The organism is Citrobacter sp. Igbk 17 (genome assembly GCF_028069775.1).
GTDB lineage: Bacteria > Pseudomonadota > Gammaproteobacteria > Enterobacterales > Enterobacteriaceae > Citrobacter.
Genome location: NZ_JANEWI010000026.1, coordinates 54,020 through 72,422, shown reverse-complemented (window position 1 = coordinate 72,422; position 18,403 = coordinate 54,020). Strand labels below are relative to the sequence as shown.

Below are 18,403 nucleotides of genomic sequence, written 5' to 3'. Positions count from 1 at the left end.
CATTAACACCGTGATGCTTAACATTTATTTATCAATCATTTTTCCCACGGCACCTCAAACCTATTCAAAGTTAGTATAAAAACCCGATAAATCATAAAGATAAAAAATCCATACACAAGTTATCCCTTCAATATGCCGTTACAATAGCTGAAAACAAATATGCTCAAATATGTCAAATCGTGAAAAGTATGTAATCCACACGCTGATTTATTTTATACAACCATAAAAATTCAGCACAATTCGCTCAAAGTTCAGGAGATTTTTTCCGCCGACTGGGGGCATTTGTGGGGGATGGGGTTGACATCAATCTTCATATCCAGTACCACTAAAAGCATATCGCATTCGCCTGGAGCTTAATTGATGACTTACATTGCTCGTTTTAACGGTCTACTACTACTAAACGCATTCTCATTGCGCGGTAGACTGGTGGACGACATTCAGCATTAAGTCAGCTCCAGTTAAGACAAAAACCCGCGCCATTGCGCGGGTTTTTTTATGCTCGAAGCAAGGCGCCCTAAACACCAAGGACCTAAACCATGAGCCAGCAAGTCATTATTTTCGATACCACCTTACGCGATGGTGAACAGGCGTTACAGGCAAGCCTGAGTGTGAAAGAAAAACTGCAGATAGCTCTGGCCCTCGAGCGTATGGGCGTTGACGTGATGGAAGTGGGTTTTCCTGTTTCTTCACCGGGTGACTTTGAATCAGTACAGACCATTGCCCGTCAGGTCAAAAACAGCCGTGTTTGTGCGTTAGCTCGCTGTGTGGAAAAAGATATCGATGTGGCTGCTGAATCTCTGAAAGTGGCTGAAGCTTTCCGCATTCACACATTCATTGCCACGTCACCGATGCACATCGCGACAAAATTGCGCAGTACGTTGGATGAGGTGATTGAACGTGCGGTCTACATGGTTAAGCGAGCGCGTAATTATACCGATGACGTGGAGTTCTCATGCGAAGACGCAGGTCGTACCCCAATCGCCGATCTGGCTCGTGTGGTAGAAGCGGCCATTAATGCCGGTGCCAGAACCATCAACATTCCCGATACCGTCGGTTACACCATGCCTTTCGAATTTGGCGCAATCATTTCTGGTCTGTATGAACGCGTACCGAATATCGATAAAGCCATCATCTCCGTACACACCCATGATGACTTAGGCCTGGGCGTCGGTAACGCACTGGCGGCTGTTCATGCGGGCGCCCGTCAGGTGGAAGGCGCGATGAACGGTATCGGCGAACGTGCAGGCAACTGTTCACTGGAAGAAGTGATCATGGCGATCAAAGTGCGCAAAGATATCCTGAACGTGCAAACCCGTATTAATCACCAGGAAATCTGGCGTACCAGCCAGTTAGTCAGCCAAATCTGCAACATGCCGATTCCGGCCAACAAAGCGATTGTGGGTAGTGGTGCGTTTGCTCACTCCTCCGGTATCCATCAGGACGGCGTGCTGAAAAACCGTGAAAACTACGAAATCATGACGCCTGAATCCATCGGCCTGAACCAGGTACAGTTGAACCTGACCTCCCGTTCAGGACGCGCTGCGGTGAAACATCGTATGGATGAGATGGGCTATAAAGAAAGCGAATACAGCCTGGACAATCTGTATGACGCGTTCCTGAAGCTGGCAGATAAAAAAGGTCAAGTGTTCGACTACGACCTGGAAGCGCTGGCCTTTATTAACAAACAGCAGGAAGAACCAGAACACTTCCGTCTGGACTATTTCAGTGTGCAGTCTGGTTCTAATGACATTGCTACCGCCTCCGTCAAGTTGGCCTGTGGCGAAGAAGTCAAAGCCGAAGCGGCTAACGGTAACGGCCCGGTCGATGCTATTTATCAGGCCATTAACCGCGTGACGGAATACAACGTCGAACTGGTCAAATATAGCCTGACCGCTAAAGGCCACGGTAAAGATGCGCTGGGTCAAGTGGATATCGTCGCCAACTATAATGGTCGCCGCTTCCACGGCGTTGGTCTGGCAACAGATATCGTCGAGTCTTCCGCCAAAGCGATGGTACATGTGCTGAACAACATCTGGCGTGCTGAAGAAGTCGAAAAAGAATTGCAACGCAAAGCTCAGAACAACGAGAACAACAAGGAAACCGTGTGATGTCGAAGAATTATCATATTGCTGTTTTGCCGGGTGACGGTATTGGCCCGGAAGTGATGGCGCAAGCATTGAAAGTATTGGACGCAATTCGCCACCGTTTTGGCATGCGCATTACCACCAGCCACTATGACGTGGGCGGTGCCGCTATCGATAACCACGGTCAGCCGCTGCCGCCAGCGACGATTGAAGGCTGTGAGCAAGCCGACGCCATTCTGTTTGGCTCCGTTGGCGGCCCGAAATGGGAACATCTGCCGCCTAACCAGCAACCCGAGCGTGGTGCGCTGCTGCCGTTGCGTAAGCACTTCAAATTATTCAGTAACCTGCGTCCGGCGAAGTTGTACCAGGGGCTGGAAGCCTTTTGCCCGCTGCGCGCCGACATTGCAGCTAACGGTTTCGACATCCTGTGCGTACGTGAACTGACGGGTGGGATCTATTTCGGTCAACCCAAAGGCCGCGAAGGCAGCGGGCAACATGAAAAAGCCTTTGATACTGAGGTTTATCACCGTTTCGAGATCGAGCGTATTGCCCGTATCGCGTTTGAGTCAGCGCGCCGGCGTCGTCGTAAAGTCACGTCGATTGATAAAGCCAACGTGCTGCAAACATCCATCTTGTGGCGTGAAATCGTCAATGAAATCGCCAACGAATACCCGGATGTTGAACTGGCGCATATGTATATCGACAACGCGACAATGCAATTAATCAAAGACCCGTCCCAGTTCGACGTACTGCTGTGTTCAAACCTGTTTGGTGACATTCTGTCTGATGAGTGCGCCATGATCACGGGCTCAATGGGCATGTTACCGTCTGCCAGCCTGAATGAGCAGGGCTTTGGCCTGTACGAGCCGGCTGGCGGTTCTGCACCCGATATCGCAGGGAAGAATATTGCAAACCCGATCGCCCAAATTCTGTCACTGGCCCTGCTGTTGCGTTACAGCCTGGATGCCAATGATGCGGCAACCGCAATTGAGAGCGCCATCAACCGCGCATTAGAAGAAGGTATTCGCACCGGTGACTTAGCCCGTGGCGCTGCCGCAGTCAGTACCGATGAAATGGGCGACATCATCGCTCGCTACGTCGCTGAAGGGGTGTAATCATGGCTAAGACGTTATACGAAAAATTGTTTAATGCGCACGTTGTCTTTGAGGCGCAAAACGAAACCCCACTGTTATATATCGACAGACATCTGGTGCATGAGGTGACCTCTCCGCAGGCATTTGATGGTTTGCGTGCGCATGGCCGCCAGGTTCGCCAGCCGGGTAAAACCTTTGCCACTATGGACCACAACGTTTCGACGCAAACGAAAGACATTAACGCCTCGGGCGAAATGGCGCGTATTCAGATGCAGGAGCTGATCAAAAACTGCAATGAATTTGGCGTGGAACTGTACGATCTGAACCACCCATATCAAGGCATCGTCCACGTGATGGGGCCAGAACAAGGCGTAACCTTACCGGGCATGACCATCGTCTGCGGTGACTCGCATACCGCCACCCACGGTGCGTTCGGCGCGCTGGCGTTTGGAATCGGGACCTCCGAGGTTGAGCACGTCCTGGCCACTCAGACCCTGAAACAGGGTCGCGCGAAAACCATGAAGATCGAAGTTAATGGTAAAGCCGCTCCCGGCATCACAGCCAAAGATATCGTACTGGCCATTATCGGTAAAACCGGTAGCGCAGGCGGCACCGGACATGTCGTTGAGTTTTGCGGCGAAGCCATTCGCGCACTGAGCATGGAAGGCCGTATGACACTGTGCAACATGGCCATTGAAATGGGTGCCAAAGCGGGCCTGGTCGCACCGGATGAAACCACGTTCAACTATGTGCAGGGCCGTTTGCACGCCCCGAAAGGTGACGACTTTGCCAATGCGGTTGAGTACTGGAAAACGCTGAAAACCGACGATGGCGCAACGTTTGATACCGTCGTCACCTTGCAGGCAGAAGAGATCGCGCCGCAGGTGACATGGGGAACGAACCCAGGTCAGGTCATTTCAGTGAACGATAATATCCCCGACCCGGCATCATTTACCGATCCCGTGGAACGCGCTTCAGCAGAAAAAGCACTGGCTTATATGGGGCTGAAGCCAGGTATTCCGTTAACCGAAGTCGCTATCGATAAAGTGTTCATCGGCTCCTGCACCAACTCACGTATTGAAGATTTACGCGCCGCGGCAGAAATTGCCAAAGGCCGTAAAGTCGCCCCGGGCGTTCAGGCGCTGGTTGTTCCAGGTTCAGGTCCGGTAAAAGCGCAAGCGGAAGCAGAAGGTCTGGATAAGATTTTCATTGAAGCCGGTTTTGAATGGCGTTTACCCGGTTGTTCCATGTGTCTGGCCATGAACAACGATCGTCTGAATCCGGGCGAGCGCTGTGCTTCTACCAGCAACCGTAATTTTGAGGGCCGTCAGGGCCGCGGTGGACGCACACACTTAGTCAGCCCGGCCATGGCCGCCGCTGCCGCCGTCACCGGTCATTTTGCCGACATTCGCAGCATCAAATAAGGAAACTACCATGGCAGAGAAATTTACCCAGCATACCGGCCTGGTTGTCCCATTGGATGCCGCCAACGTCGATACCGATGCCATTATTCCCAAACAGTTTTTGCAGAAAGTAACACGCACCGGGTTTGGCGCTCATCTGTTTAACGACTGGCGTTTCCTGGACGAAAAGGGGCAACAGCCTAATCCGGAGTTCGTGTTGAACTTCCCGGAATATAAAGGTGCGTCAATTCTGCTGGCGCGGGAAAACTTTGGCTGCGGCTCTTCACGTGAGCATGCGCCCTGGGCGTTGACCGATTATGGTTTCAAAGTGGTCATTGCGCCGAGCTTCGCCGACATCTTCTACGGCAACAGCTTCAACAACCAGCTGCTGCCGGTGAAATTAAGCGATGAAGAAGTCGATGAGCTGTTCAAACTGGTACAGGCAAATCCGGGCATCCGTTTTGAGGTTGATCTGGAAGCGCAGGAGGTGAAAGCCGGAGACAAAGCGTATCCATTTGACATTGACGCTTTCCGTCGCCACTGCATGCTGAACGGTCTCGACAGCATCGGACTGACGCTGCAACACGAAGCGGCGATTACCGAGTACGAACACAAGCAACCAGCGTTTATGCGCTAGTCATTGTGACGCCGGATGCACTGCGTTTATCCGGCCTACAAACGCATTGCAACTGTAGGCCGGATAAGCGCAGCGCATCCGGCAACATCATTAAACGTCTTTCACCCGTCCGGTCATCACCAGCGTAACCACAGAAATCGCCGCGATTACCCAGTAAACGGCAAAATGTCCGTAGCTTTGCGCGACAGCCCCCTGAATCACCCCTGCCAAAATGACACCTGTGGAAATGCTGTTGGTGAATAATGTGGTTGCAGAACCCGCGCGTCCCGGCATCAGATCCTGAAACCACAGCATCCCTATCCCAGCGACAATACCGATGAATACAGCGTTAAACAGCTGCAAAATAAGCAGCGCCGTATGGCTGTGAAAGAAAATAAGACCAAGGTAAAACAGCACGCCGGCCGCCACGGCAGTAATCATCATTCGTCGTTTACCAAAGCGCTTCACATAATAGCCCGCCAGAATCATCGCCGGAATTTCCAGCCCGGCAGCCGTCCCCATCAGAATCCCGGCAAGCTTGTCGGGTAAGCCCAGTTCAAGGCTTATCCACAGCGGCATATCGATGATGTACATCGTGTTGCAGGTCCACATTAACGTGGAGGCAATAAACAGCATGCGCACATTTTTATCCTGCCAGCCCCCCGTTTGTTCAAGCGGTAGATCAACAGGTTGTTCCACCCGGGCGACAGAGGGCAGGATCAGCGCAATCAGCACCAGGCTTATCGCAAAAATGCCAGCCGCAATAGAGAACATCACCGTGAAACCGTAATTCAGTGCCAGCATGAAGGCCAGCGGTGGCCCGATAACCCACGCCAGCGAAAGCTGCGCACGCATCACTGAACTAAACATCACCACTTCACGTGCGGAATTATCCGCATACTCCCGCGCCAGCGCAAACAACTGCGGCATCGCGGTATTGGCCAGCGAGGCCAGCAACACACCGCAGGTGATCAACGTGAGATAGTGACGATTAAAGGCAAACAGCAGCGCGTTGCCAATTGCCATCAGGCAGCAAAACATGATCAGCTTGCGCCGATCGCCCTGGCTGTCGGAGCGTTTTGCAAGCCCGAGACTAACCACAATCCCGGCAATCGCATTGACGGTATAAAACAACCCAACCCAGAATGGCTGCGCCCCGACTTCACGGCTCAGGAACAGACTCAGCGTGGGTGCCTGCAATGCCCCCGCCACGCCCATCATAAAAGCGACCAGCATAAATGCCGCGTAAACGCCGTTGAGGCGCCGTCCCATGGTCATAATCCAGAGCATTGTTATCCCTATTGGCTGGGCTGATACGAAAAAAGCCAGCAGATAATACCTGCTGGCGCGGCGATTAACACCAATACTCAGTCACACATGATGTCTGCAATTCCCAATTCAGGAGTCAGGCTGTCACCTCCCACTGCATCAGATCTTCGAGCATCTTTAAGCGCTGCGGTGCGCTCAGGCAAGCCAACCAGGACGATTTCTCTGTCGCGGTAAAGTACTTCATATAGAACTGACGCATAGATGACCCCTTCGTTGTCTCATCGCTTCATCGAAATCTATTATTGGCCTAATATAGGGATAATAAAATTGCTGAGTTTTTTGCAGGAGTTCCCCTTTTATGTCTTCAGGTCGTTTGCAACAACAGTTCATCCGTCTGTGGCAATGCTGTGATGGCAAAACGCAAGACACGACACTGAACGAACTGGCGGAGCTGCTTAGCTGCTCGCGCCGCCATATGCGAACCCTGCTTAATACCATGCAGGAACGTGGCTGGTTAACCTGGGAAGCGGAGGTCGGTCGGGGTAAACGCTCTCGCCTGACATTCCTCTATACCGGGCTGGCGCTCCAGCAGCAGCGGGCAGAAGACCTGCTGGAACAGGATCGCATCGATCAGTTGGTACAGCTGGTCGGTGACAAAACCGCCGTACGACAGATGCTGGTTTCCCACCTCGGCCGCAGCTTTCGCCAGGGGCGGCACATCATGCGCGTCCTGTATTATCGACCGATGCGCAACCTGCTGCCCGGTACGGCATTACGTCGTTCCGAAACCCATATCGCCCGGCAAATCTTCAGCGCCTTAACCCGTGTAAATGAGGAAAATGGGGAACTGGAAGCGGATATTGCCCATCACTGGCAGCAGATATCACCTTTACACTGGCGATTCTTTCTACGCCCGGGGATCCATTTTCACCACGGCCGTGAACTGGAAATGGACGATGTGATCGCCTCACTGACCCGCATTAATACGTTGCCGCTGTACTCGCATATTTCGCATATCGTCTCCCCCACGGCCTGGACGCTGGATATCCATCTGTCCCAGCCCGACCGCTGGCTTCCCTGGTTATTGGGGCAAGTCCCCGCCATGATCCTGCCGCGAGAATGGGAAACGTTGAATAACTTCTCCAGCCACCCGATTGGGACTGGCCCGTATGCGGTGATACGTAATACCAATAACCAACTGAAGATTCACGCATTTGATGACTATTTTGGCTACCGGGCGCTGATCGACGAAGTGAATGTTTGGGTGTTACCTGACATCGGTGAAGAACCTGGCGGCGGGTTGACGCTAAAAGGTCCCACGGAGGATGAAAAGGCGATCGAGAGCCGCCTCGAAGAAGGCTGCTACTACCTGCTGTTTGATACGCGTACCCGCCGCGGCGCTAATCAGGAGGTCCGCGAGTGGGCTAGCCGCGTACTCTCGCCAACCCATTTAATCTGTCACGCCGACGAACAGTATCAGCGACTGTGGTTCCCCGCCTATGGTTTACTCCCCCGCTGGCACCACGCCAAACCCGGCCATGGTGAAAAGCCAGCCGGGCTGGAAACCCTGACGCTCACTTACTATCGCGATCATATCGAACACCGGATTATCGCGCAGATCATGAAAACGTTGCTGGCGCAGCATCAGGTGCAACTGAATATTCAGGAGATCGACTACGATCAATGGCATGCAGGTGAAATAGTCAGCGATATCTGGCTAAACAGCGCCAACTTTACCCTACCGCTGGACTTCTCCTTATTCGCGCACCTCTGCGAAGTCCCGCTGCTGCAAAACTGTATCTCGCGTGACTGGGAAAACGATGCGGCCCGCTGGCGAACCGGTGAAATGAGTCTGGCTGCGTGGTGCCAACAGCTACTCGCCACTAAAGCCATTGTGCCATTGATCCACCACTGGTTGATCATTCAGGGACAGCGCAGTATGCGCGGGTTACGCATGAACACCCTCGGCTGGTTTGATTTTAAATCAGCGTGGTTTGCACCACCGGATCCTTAGATCCGGCTCTTGATTGCTGCCCGGCAACAAAATCACTACACTAACGCCGTTCTCAACGGGGTGCTAAATAAAAACATACACAAAATCATTCGATCTGCGTATGGGCTGAGAGATACCCGTCGAACCTGATCCGGATAATGCCGGCGAAGGGATTTGAGGCTGTAGCTCAAGTCCTTTGCCACCTAACTCGTCATACTTCAAGTTGCAGATGCGTTGGCTTTATTACTCGGCCCATCCATGGGCCTCGCCCTTTCAGGGCCGCTGCAAGCAGCGTTCAAATCTGCTCCCGGCAGGTTTGTCGCTCACCCCAGTCACGTACTACCTGTACGCTCCTGGGGATGCGCTGCGTCGCCGCCTTCCTGCAACTCGAATTATTTAGAGTTTTACTTTATGAGGTGCAAAGTGTTTAAAAAATGTCTTCCGCTTGTACTGCTGTGCGCGGCGCCTGCCTTCGCTAAACCTGTACTGACCGTCTATACCTACGACTCGTTCGCTGCTGACTGGGGCCCGGGCCCGACAATCAAAAAAGCCTTTGAAGCTGACTGCAACTGCGAGCTGAAACTGGTCGCGTTAGAGGATGGCGTATCGTTGCTGAACCGCCTGCGTATGGAAGGAAAAAACAGCAAAGCTGACGTCGTACTGGGACTGGACAACAACCTTCTGGCAGCCGCGACGCAAACCGGGCTGTTCGCTAAAAGCAACGTGCCGGAGAATGCAGTCAGTGTGCCAGGCGGCTGGAAAAACGACACTTTTGTCCCGTTTGATTACGGTTATTTCGCCTTTGTTTATGATAAAAAAAAGCTGAAAAACCCGCCGAAGAGCCTGAAGGAACTGGTGGAGAGCGACCAGAAATGGCGCGTAATCTACCAGGATCCGCGTACCAGCACGCCGGGGCTGGGGCTGCTGCTGTGGATGCAAAAAGTCTATGGTGATAAAGCGCCGGAGGCATGGCAGAAACTGGCAGCCAAAACCGTCACCGTCACCAAAGGCTGGAGTGAAGCCTACGGCCTGTTCCTGAAGGGTGAAAGCGACCTGGTGTTGAGTTACACCACCTCTCCGGCCTATCACATCATCGAAGAAAAAAAGGGTAACTACGCCGCCGCTAACTTTAGCGAAGGTCACTATCTGCAGGTGGAAGTTGCCGCACGTACCGCAGCCAGCAAGCAACCGGAGTTGGCGGAAAAATTCCTGAAATTTATGGTATCTCCAGCATTCCAGAATGCGATCCCAACGGGCAACTGGATGTATCCGGTGACGCAGGTCACCCTGCCGCCAGGATTTGAGCAACTGGAAAAACCGGTCAACGCACTGGAATTTACCCCGCAGCAAGTTGCTGCCCAGCGTCAGACATGGATTAGCGAATGGCAACGCGCCGTCAGCCGTTAATTCCCGGCTGGCTGATCCCAGGGCTTTCAGCAGCCACATTGATGGTGGCTGTCGCGCTGGCCGCATTTCTGGCGCTGTGGTTTAACGCACCGCAGGGAGAATGGGTATCGCTCTGGCAGGACAGCTACCTGTGGCATGTAGTGCGCTTTTCTTTCTGGCAGGCATTTTTGTCCGCAGCGTTGTCCGTTATCCCGGCGATTTTTCTCGCCAGAGCGCTCTATCGCCGGCGCTTTCCCGGACGCCTGGCCCTGTTGCGCCTGTGCGCGATGACGCTGATCTTGCCGGTGCTGGTCGCCGTATTCGGCATCCTTAGCGTATATGGTCGTCAGGGCTGGCTGGCCTCGCTCTGGCACACATTCGGGCTGGAGTGGACGTTTTCGCCATACGGCTTACAGGGTATTCTGCTGGCGCATGTCTTTTTCAACCTGCCGATGGCGAGTCGTTTGCTGCTGCAATCGCTGGAGAACATCCCCGGCGAGCAACGCCAGCTCGCGGCGCAGTTAGGGATGCGCGGCTGGCATTTCTTCCGTTTTGTTGAATGGCCGTGGCTGCGTCGTCAGATCCTCCCCGTAGCAGCACTTATCTTTATGCTGTGTTTCGCCAGCTTCGCCACCGTGCTGTCGCTCGGCGGCGGACCGCAGGCAACCACTATTGAGCTGGCTATCTATCAGGCACTGAGCTTTGATTACGATCCCGCGCGGGCGGCTATGCTGGCCCTGATCCAGATGGTTTGCTGTTTAGCGCTGGTACTGCTCAGCCAACGGCTGAGTCGCGCCATCGCACCCGGTAATACGCTGGTACAAGGCTGGCGCGATCCCGACGATCGTCTACACAGCCGACTGGCTGACATAATTCTGATTGCTCTCGCGCTGTTGCTGTTGCTTCCACCGTTGCTGGCGGTGATTGTCGATGGCTTAAACCGCAATTTACTGGATGTGCTTACGCAACCAGTGCTGTGGCAAGCACTGGAGACGTCACTGCGTATCGCGCTGGCGGCAGGCATATTGTGCGTCATTCTGACGATGATGCTGCTGTGGAGTAGCCGCGAACTGCGCGCCCGGCAGCAGGTATTGGCAGGTCAGGCGCTGGAACTGAGCGGCATGATGATGCTCGCCATGCCGGGTATCGTACTGGCTACCGGGTTCTTTTTGTTGCTCAATAACAGCATTGGGTTACCGGAATCGGCTGACGCCATCGTGATTTTCACTAATGCACTAATGGCGATCCCTTACGCACTGAAGGTGCTGGAAAACCCGATGCGCGATGTAACCGCACGCTACAGTATGTTGTGTCAGTCTTTGGGTATTGAAGGATGGTCACGGCTGAAAGTGGTTGAACTACGCGCCCTGAAGCGTCCGCTGGCGCAGGCGATGGCCTTTGCTTGTGTCCTGTCGATTGGTGATTTTGGCGTCGTCGCCCTGTTCGGCAATGAAGATTTCCGCACCCTGCCGTTTTATTTGTATCAACAGATTGGATCTTACCGCAGTCAGGATGGCGCGGTTACGGCGTTATTGCTGCTGATCCTGTGTTTTACGCTGTTTACCGTTATTGAGAAATTGCCGGGACGAAATGTTAAAACTGATTGATATTACATGGCTTTATCACCACTTACCCATGCGTTTCACATTATCGGTAGCGCGCGGTGAGCAAGTCGCGGTGCTCGGGCCAAGCGGCGCCGGGAAAAGCACGCTATTGAATCTGATTGCCGGATTTCTGACGCCTGCCAGCGGCATAATGATGATTGAAGGCGAAGATCACACCGCCACACCGCCCTCTCGTCGTCCTGTTTCCATGCTGTTTCAGGAAAACAACCTGTTCAGCCATCTGAACGTACAGCAAAATATCGGCCTGGGTCTGAATCCGGGATTAAAACTGAACGCGTCTCAGCGTGAGAAACTACAGCACATCGCCCAACAAATGGGTCTTGATAACCTGCTGGACAGGCTCCCCGGCGAGCTTTCCGGCGGACAAAGGCAACGTGTAGCACTGGCACGTTGTCTGGTTCGCGAACAACCCGTTTTACTGCTTGATGAGCCGTTTTCTGCACTCGATCCGGCATTGCGCCAGGAGATGTTATCGCTGGTTGCCGAGGTCTGTCGTGACAAACAACTGACGATGCTGATGGTCTCCCATAGCGTTGAAGATGCGGCACGCATTGCGCCACGTTCAATTGTGGTCGCTGATGGGCGCATTGCATGGCAAGGCAAAACGGACGATCTGTTAAGCGGCAACGCCAGCGCTTCGGCGCTATTGGGCATTAAAGCATAATGCGTTGCCGGATGACGGCGTGAACGCCTTATCCGGCCTACAGGTCGCACATTATGTAGGCCGGATAAGGCGAAGCCGCCATCCGGCAAAGGAATCGTCAGTAACCCACCACTTTGCGCAAAATATCGAGATACACCGGCATCAGTGGATGACGCAATAACGCCACCAGCGCGACGACGCCAATCCCAAGCGTCAGCGGCGCCAGATACAGCAGGCGGCCACGCGGCAAATATGCGGTTAAACGATCGACAGCGGCTTTGCCACTGCGCCACAGTCGCCAGCACAGCCAGCCACCCACCCACAGCAGCAATGCAGTCGCCAGCAACAGCCATTTGAAATCTCCGCTCTGCATATCGGAAGGAATATCGATTGCCGCGCCCGCCAGAATACCCGGCAGGAAATAGAACGGTGGCCACAGCACACAGCCGATGATATTGGGAACGATGAATTTGGCGACGGGCAGATCCAGCATTCCCGCCACCATCGGTACCAGTGGACGTGTCGGGCCAACAAAACGCCCTACCAAAATAGTAAACATGCTGTGCTGATGTAGCGCGTGTTCGGTCTTGTCCAGCAACGCTTTGTTCTTTTTCATGAAGGACCAACGGTGCAACGGTTTTTTAAAGCGCCAGCCCAGCCAGAAAGAGATCCAGTCCCCCAACAAGCAACCGACGATGCCCGCAAGCCAGGCATGCCAGAAATTCAGTTCACCACTGCCAATTAAGGCGCCCAACCCCGCCATCATCACGGTGCCAGGTAGAATCAGGCCAACCAGCGCCAGAGACTCTAAAAAAGCCACCAGAAGCACAGCTATCAAAGAGTACATGGCGGACTGGAGAATAAAGTGTTCCAGCAATGCTTGCATAATGTGTCCGTCAGATTTACGAAGCAGGGATTCTGCTAACCCTTCTCAACTTCGTCAAGCCATCAATTGTCTGAATAGATTGCGAGTTATGACAACTTTCAGGACACATCATTCACTTTTTATTCACATCCAGCGCGAAACTCACTCGGACTGGCACCGGTGCATTTTTTGAAAACGCGGGAGAAATAAAGTTGGTCGTCAAAGCCAACATTGCGACCCACCGTGGCAATAGGCATACGTGTGGTACTCAGCAGTAACTTGGCCTGGCTGATACGCTGATCCTCGCGCCAGCTTAATACGCTGATGCCCAATTGCTGACGGAACAGATGTGACAGCCGGGACGGTGACAGGCAGACATGCTGCGCAACGCTGGCAATATCAAAATTACTGTCCGCCAGATGATCGCTGATGTACTGGCAGGCATCGCGCACGCGGTTATCCATCGGCGGATGCAGCGATTCGTTAATCGCGTCCATGCGTCTGAGCAATAATTGCTCCAGCAGGTTTATCGCCAGCAGTTCGGAATAGCGCCCTTCCCCCTGTCCGGCATTAATGATCTGTCCAAACAGTTCGTTAAAATGCGGCTGGTGCGCTTCGTCCGGGCGGAAAAAACCGGTCTGGGCAAAGATTGCCGGCCAGGCCAGCCACTCCTGCCAATAGGCACGCGGTCGGAAGTAGACCCACTGGTGATACCACTCGCTGGCATCAGGATGGCGTCCGTAATGGTGAATTTCGCCGGGTGGGAACAGCAAAATATCACCAGGTCGACAGACAAACTGCTTACCCTGATTATTGATGACCCCTTCACCTCGGATGGTGAGGTTCAGGATATAACCTTTCATACCCAACGGCCTGTCGATAAAAAAATCCAGATATCCGTTCGCCTCAATGGGGGTTAAACCCGCCACTAAATGCGCATTAAACGAATACCCAGGCAGCAGGGGATCGTTTTGCGGTTCAGCCATAATTTCAATACTCCCTCTGTTCTGATAAGAAACAATTTGTCCATATTGTGTGAGACTTCATCACCGCCGTCCCTGCAAGTCACTATGACGTCAGCAATGGACCATCAACCCCGCTTGTGAAAAGCACTTTGTTAAAAACCTGTACGATGCCAACGACAAAAACGGCTAACAAAAGTGTCTATAAGTACGGCAGAAATGTCCACATTGAATATTTGCACGGCGTCACACTTTCTGATGCCACAGCATTTTAGTCCATAAGATTAGCGGATCCTGCCTGACGGTTTTTATCCCCACTATCTACTGTTTATCCATACCCGTATTTTTGGATGGAGTAAGACGATGGCGATTGCAATTGGCCTCGATTTTGGTAGTGATTCAGTACGTGCTTTAGCGGTGGAATGTGCCACCGGCGCAGAAATCGCCACCAGCGTAGAGTGGTACCCGCGTTGGCAGGAAGGGCAATATTGCGACGGCCCAAACAATCAGTTTCGCCATCACCCGCGCGACTACATCGAATCCATGGAAGCGGCACTGAAAACCGTGCTGGCCGAACTGAGCGCTGAGCAACGTGCGGAAGTGGTCGGGATTGGCGTTGACAGCACGGGGTCGACTCCGGCACCTATTGATGCCGACGGCAACGTGCTGGCGCTGCGTCCAGAGTTCGCTGACAACCCGAACGCCATGTTTGTGCTGTGGAAAGATCACACCGCAGTCGAAGAAGCTGAAGAGATTACCCGCCTGTGCCACACACCGGGCAAAGTCGATTACTCCCGTTATATCGGTGGTATTTATTCCAGCGAATGGTTTTGGGCAAAAATCCTGCACGTTACCCGTCAGGACAGCGCTGTCGCACAGGAAGCGGTCTCGTGGATTGAGCTGTGCGACTGGGTTCCAGCCCTGCTCTCGAATACCGTACGCCCGCAGGATATTCGCCGCGGACGCTGCAGCGCCGGACACAAATCACTGTGGCATGAAAGCTGGGGTGGACTGCCACCAGCCAGTTTCTTTGATGAACTCGATCCCGTCATCAACCGCCATTTGCAATACCCAATGTTTACCGACACCGTCACCGCCGACCTGCCGGTTGGCACGTTATGCGCTGAGTGGGCACTGCGTCTGGGTCTGCCAGAAAGCGTCGTCATTTCAGGCGGTGCATTTGACTGCCATATGGGTGCCGTAGGCGCTGGTGCGCAACCCAATACGCTGGTAAAAGTCATCGGCACCTCGACCTGCGACATTCTGATTGCCGACAAGCAAAGCGTGGGCGAACGCGCAGTGAAGGGGATTTGCGGCCAGGTTGATGGCAGCGTCGTCCCACACTTTATCGGTCTGGAAGCGGGTCAGTCTGCTTTCGGCGATATCTATGCCTGGTTTAGCCGCGTCTTGAGCTGGCCGCTGGATCAGCTTGCGGCACAACATCCTGAACTGAAAACCCAGATTAAAGCCAGCCAAAAACAACTGCTGCCTGCGCTGACTGAAGCGTGGGCAAAAAACCCATCGCTGGATCATTTGCCGGTGGTACTCGACTGGTTCAACGGCCGCCGTACGCCAAACGCGAACCAGCGTCTGAAAGGGGTTATCACCGACCTGAACCTTGCGACCGATGCTCCGGCCCTGTTTGGTGGTCTGATTGCCGCCACGGCGTTTGGCGCACGCGCCATCATGGAATGCTTTACCGAACAAGGCATAGCGGTCAACAACGTCATAGCATTGGGCGGTATCGCGCGTAAAAACCCGGTCATCATGCAGACCTGCTGTGACGTGCTGAACCGTCCGCTACAAATCGTTGCTTCAGACCAGTGCTGCGCACTCGGTGCCGCGATCTTCGCCGCTGTTGCCGCTAAGGTCCACGCAGACATCCCAGCCGCCCAACAAAAAATGGCGAGCGCCGTGGAAAAGACGATGCAACCTCGCCCAGAACAGGCTCAACGTTTTGAACAGCTTTACCGCCGCTACCAGCAGTGGGCAGTAAGCGCTGAACAACAATACCTTCCGACTGCCATGCCGGCGCAAAAAACACCGGCAAACCAGGCAACCCTGACATATTAAGGACACGACAATGACGATTTTTGATAACTATGAAGTGTGGTTTGTGATTGGTAGCCAGCATCTGTATGGCCCTGAAACACTGCGTCAGGTAACCCAACATGCCGAGCACGTCGTTAACGCACTGAATACTGAAGCTAAACTGCCCTGCAAATTGGTTCTAAAACCGCTGGGTACCTCGCCAGACGAAATCACCGCCATTTGTCGTGACGCCAACTATGACGATCGCTGCGCAGGGATGGTCGTCTGGCTGCATACCTTCTCCCCGGCAAAAATGTGGATCAACGGCCTGGCGATCCTCAATAAACCACTGATGCAGTTCCACACCCAGTTTAACGCCGCCCTGCCGTGGGACAGCATTGATATGGACTTTATGAACCTGAACCAGACCGCGCACGGCGGCCGCGAGTTCGGTTTCATCGGCGCGCGTATGCGTCAACAGCATGCCGTGGTCACCGGTCACTGGCAGGATAAACAGGCACACGAACGTATCGGTTCCTGGATGCGCCAGGCCGTCTCCAAACAGGATACCCGTCACCTGAAAGTGTGCCGTTTTGGCGACAACATGCGTGAGGTTGCGGTCACTGACGGCGATAAAGTGGCGGCACAAATCAAATTCGGCTTTTCAGTAAATACCTGGGCCGTGGGCGATCTGGTACAGGTGGTGAACGCAATCAGCGACGGCGAAATCAACGCGCTGATCGACGAGTACGAAAGCACCTACACTATGACAGCGGCCACTCAGATCCACGGTGACAAACGTCAAAACGTGCGGGAAGCTGCCCGTATTGAACTCGGCATGAAGCGTTTCCTGGAACAGGGTGGATTCCACGCCTTTACGACAACATTCGAAGATTTGCACGGCCTGAAACAACTTCCGGGTCTGGCCGTACAGCGTCTGATGCAGCAGGGCTACGGCTTTGCGGGCGAAGGCGACTGGAAAACTGCCGCTCTGCTTCGCATCATGAAGGTGATGTCAACCGGTCTGCAGGGCGGCACCTCATTTATGGAGGATTACACCTACCACTTCGAGAAGGGCAACGATCTGGTGCTCGGCTCGCACATGCTGGAAGTGTGCCCGTCTATCGCGGTGGAAGAGAAACCGATCCTCGACGTACAACATCTCGGCATTGGTGGTAAAGACGATCCGGCCCGCCTGATCTTCAATACCAAAACAGGCCCTGCTGTTGTTGCCAGCCTGATCGATCTCGGCGATCGCTATCGTCTGCTGGTTAACTGCATCGACACCGTACCCACCCCACATGATCTGCCGAAACTACCGGTGGCAAACGCACTGTGGAAAGCCCAACCGGATCTGCCAACCGCATCTGAAGCCTGGATCCTCGCCGGCGGCGCACATCACACCGTCTTTAGCCACGCTCTGGATCTGAACGATATGCGTCAGTTTGCTGAAATGCACGATATCGAGATCGCAGTGATCGATAACGACACCCGCCTACCGGCCTTTAAGGACGCGCTGCGCTGGAACGAAGTGTATTACGGGTTCAAACGTTAATCGTCGAAACGGATTGCCCGGTGGCACTTCGTTTACCGGGCCTGCAAACCACTGTAGGCCGGATAAGCGAAGCGCCATCCGGCATTCAGGAGTTAACATGTTAGAAGATCTTAAACGTCAGGTACTGGAAGCCAATCTGGCGTTGCCTAAGCACAATCTGGTCACCCTGACCTGGGGCAACGTTAGCGCCGTCGATCGTGAGCGTGGCGTATTTGTGATTAAACCATCCGGTGTCGATTACAGCGTCATGACTGCCGACGATATGGTGGTAGTCAGTATCGCCACGGGCGAAGTGGTGGAAGGCCAGAAGAAACCCTCTTCTGATACACCAACGCACCGTCTGCTGTACCAGGCATTCCCGACGATTGGCGGCATTGTTCATACCCATTCTCGTCACGCAACCATCTGGGCGCAGGCCGGCCAGTCAATCCCGGCCACGGGCACAACGCATGCGGACTATTTCTATGGCGCCATCCCCTGCACGCGTAAAATGACCGATGTCGAGATTAACGGCGAATATGAATGGGAAACCGGGAATGTGATCGTCGAAACCTTTGAGAAGCAAGGGATTGATGCCGCACAGATGCCTGGCGTATTAGTGCATTCTCACGGCCCGTTTGCGTGGGGAAAAAATGCCGAGGATGCAGTACATAACGCGATTGTGCTGGAAGAAGTCGCCTATATGGGCATCTTCTGTCGCCAACTCGCACCGCAGTTACCGGATATGCAGCAAACGTTGCTGGATAAACATTACCTGCGCAAACATGGTGCTAAAGCGTATTACGGACAGTAACCATTGTCGAACATGACAACTGTATAAAATCACAGCCAATCTATCAGAACCAGGCTATAATAATGCCTGGTTTTTTGACGGATA

Annotated in this window: 16 protein-coding genes and 1 riboswitch; of the genes, 12 read left to right on the top strand and 4 right to left on the bottom strand. The window is 53.6% G+C overall.

The features are described 5' to 3' along the window. Nucleotides 1-360: 360 nt before the first annotated feature. The 5 genes from leuL to leuD all read left to right on the top strand — a co-directional run bounded on the left by leuL (nt 361) and on the right by leuD (nt 5,218). Complete coding sequence (gene leuL, locus NNO08_RS23210) at nt 361-447, top strand: leu operon leader peptide (RefSeq protein WP_075551415.1); 87 nt, start codon at nt 361-363, stop codon at nt 445-447. Nucleotides 448-536: 89 nt separating this feature from the next. Beyond that, nucleotides 537-2,108 carry a 2-isopropylmalate synthase gene (gene leuA / locus NNO08_RS15775; protein WP_271440490.1) on the top strand — a complete coding sequence of 524 codons (1,572 nt, stop codon included), beginning with the start codon at nt 537-539 and terminating at the stop codon, nt 2,106-2,108. After that, nucleotides 2,108-3,199 (top strand): 3-isopropylmalate dehydrogenase, encoded by a 1,092-nt coding sequence (gene leuB / locus NNO08_RS15770; RefSeq protein WP_271457060.1) that lies wholly within the window; start codon nt 2,108-2,110, stop codon nt 3,197-3,199. Before leuA ends, leuB begins: the two co-directional genes overlap by 1 nt. Nucleotides 3,200-3,201: 2 nt before the next feature. Beyond that, nucleotides 3,202-4,602, top strand: coding sequence for a 3-isopropylmalate dehydratase large subunit (gene leuC, locus NNO08_RS15765; RefSeq protein ID WP_271440488.1), 1,401 nt, complete (start codon nt 3,202-3,204; stop codon nt 4,600-4,602). 10 nt (nt 4,603-4,612) lie between these two features. Then, the gene (gene leuD, locus NNO08_RS15760; RefSeq protein ID WP_271440487.1) at nt 4,613-5,218 is read left to right on the top strand and encodes a 3-isopropylmalate dehydratase small subunit; all 606 of its coding nucleotides are present in this window, start codon (nt 4,613-4,615) and stop codon (nt 5,216-5,218) included. Nucleotides 5,219-5,308: 90 nt separating this feature from the next. Here the strand turns inward: leuD and NNO08_RS15755 are convergent, their stop codons facing one another. Both NNO08_RS15755 and sgrT read right to left on the bottom strand, forming a co-directional pair. Beyond that, nucleotides 5,309-6,487 (bottom strand): sugar efflux transporter, encoded by a 1,179-nt coding sequence (locus tag NNO08_RS15755; protein ID WP_271455486.1) that lies wholly within the window; start codon nt 6,485-6,487, stop codon nt 5,309-5,311. A gap of 115 nt (nt 6,488-6,602) precedes the next feature. Further along, nucleotides 6,603-6,725, bottom strand: a complete 123-nt coding sequence (gene sgrT, locus NNO08_RS15750) for a glucose uptake inhibitor SgrT (protein ID WP_137383736.1) — start codon at nt 6,723-6,725, stop codon at nt 6,603-6,605. Between the two features lie 99 nt (nt 6,726-6,824). Between sgrT and sgrR the strand changes: the two genes are divergently transcribed. The 4 genes from sgrR (at nt 6,825) to thiQ (ending at nt 12,134) form a co-directional block, all read left to right on the top strand. Then, nucleotides 6,825-8,480, top strand: coding sequence for an HTH-type transcriptional regulator SgrR (gene sgrR, locus NNO08_RS15745; RefSeq protein ID WP_271457059.1), 1,656 nt, complete (start codon nt 6,825-6,827; stop codon nt 8,478-8,480). A gap of 46 nt (nt 8,481-8,526) precedes the next feature. Next, a riboswitch (TPP riboswitch) is annotated at nt 8,527-8,650 on the top strand. A gap of 232 nt (nt 8,651-8,882) precedes the next feature. After that, nucleotides 8,883-9,866, top strand: a complete 984-nt coding sequence (gene thiB / locus NNO08_RS15740) for a thiamine ABC transporter substrate binding subunit (RefSeq protein WP_271457058.1) — start codon at nt 8,883-8,885, stop codon at nt 9,864-9,866. Beyond that, nucleotides 9,842-11,452, top strand: a complete 1,611-nt coding sequence (gene thiP, locus NNO08_RS15735; RefSeq protein WP_271457057.1) for a thiamine/thiamine pyrophosphate ABC transporter permease ThiP — start codon at nt 9,842-9,844, stop codon at nt 11,450-11,452. Before thiB ends, thiP begins: the two co-directional genes overlap by 25 nt. Further along, the gene (thiQ, locus tag NNO08_RS15730; RefSeq protein ID WP_271440482.1) at nt 11,436-12,134 is read left to right on the top strand and encodes a thiamine ABC transporter ATP-binding protein ThiQ; all 699 of its coding nucleotides are present in this window, start codon (nt 11,436-11,438) and stop codon (nt 12,132-12,134) included. Before thiP ends, thiQ begins: the two co-directional genes overlap by 17 nt. A gap of 97 nt (nt 12,135-12,231) precedes the next feature. Here thiQ and NNO08_RS15725 read toward each other — a convergent pair whose 3' ends face one another. Both NNO08_RS15725 and araC read right to left on the bottom strand, forming a co-directional pair. Further along, nucleotides 12,232-12,999, bottom strand: coding sequence for a DedA family protein (locus NNO08_RS15725; RefSeq protein WP_137383741.1), 768 nt, complete (start codon nt 12,997-12,999; stop codon nt 12,232-12,234). Nucleotides 13,000-13,118: 119 nt separating this feature from the next. Beyond that, nucleotides 13,119-13,964, bottom strand: coding sequence for an arabinose operon transcriptional regulator AraC (gene araC, locus NNO08_RS15720; RefSeq protein WP_271457056.1), 846 nt, complete (start codon nt 13,962-13,964; stop codon nt 13,119-13,121). Between the two features lie 339 nt (nt 13,965-14,303). On the opposite strand from araC, the gene araB reads away from it, so the two are divergent. The 3 genes from araB (at nt 14,304) to araD (ending at nt 18,319) form a co-directional block, all read left to right on the top strand. Beyond that, nucleotides 14,304-16,013: a ribulokinase gene (gene araB / locus NNO08_RS15715; RefSeq protein WP_271457055.1), complete on the top strand. Its 1,710-nt coding sequence runs from the start codon at nt 14,304-14,306 to the stop codon at nt 16,011-16,013. A 10-nt stretch (nt 16,014-16,023) separates the two neighbouring features. Continuing rightward, a complete protein-coding gene (araA, locus tag NNO08_RS15710) occupies nt 16,024-17,526 on the top strand; it encodes an L-arabinose isomerase (RefSeq protein ID WP_271440480.1) in 1,503 nt (500 codons plus the stop codon). A 97-nt stretch (nt 17,527-17,623) separates the two neighbouring features. Continuing rightward, nucleotides 17,624-18,319 (top strand): L-ribulose-5-phosphate 4-epimerase, encoded by a 696-nt coding sequence (gene araD, locus NNO08_RS15705; protein ID WP_271440479.1) that lies wholly within the window; start codon nt 17,624-17,626, stop codon nt 18,317-18,319. Nucleotides 18,320-18,403: the final 84 nt, after the last annotated feature.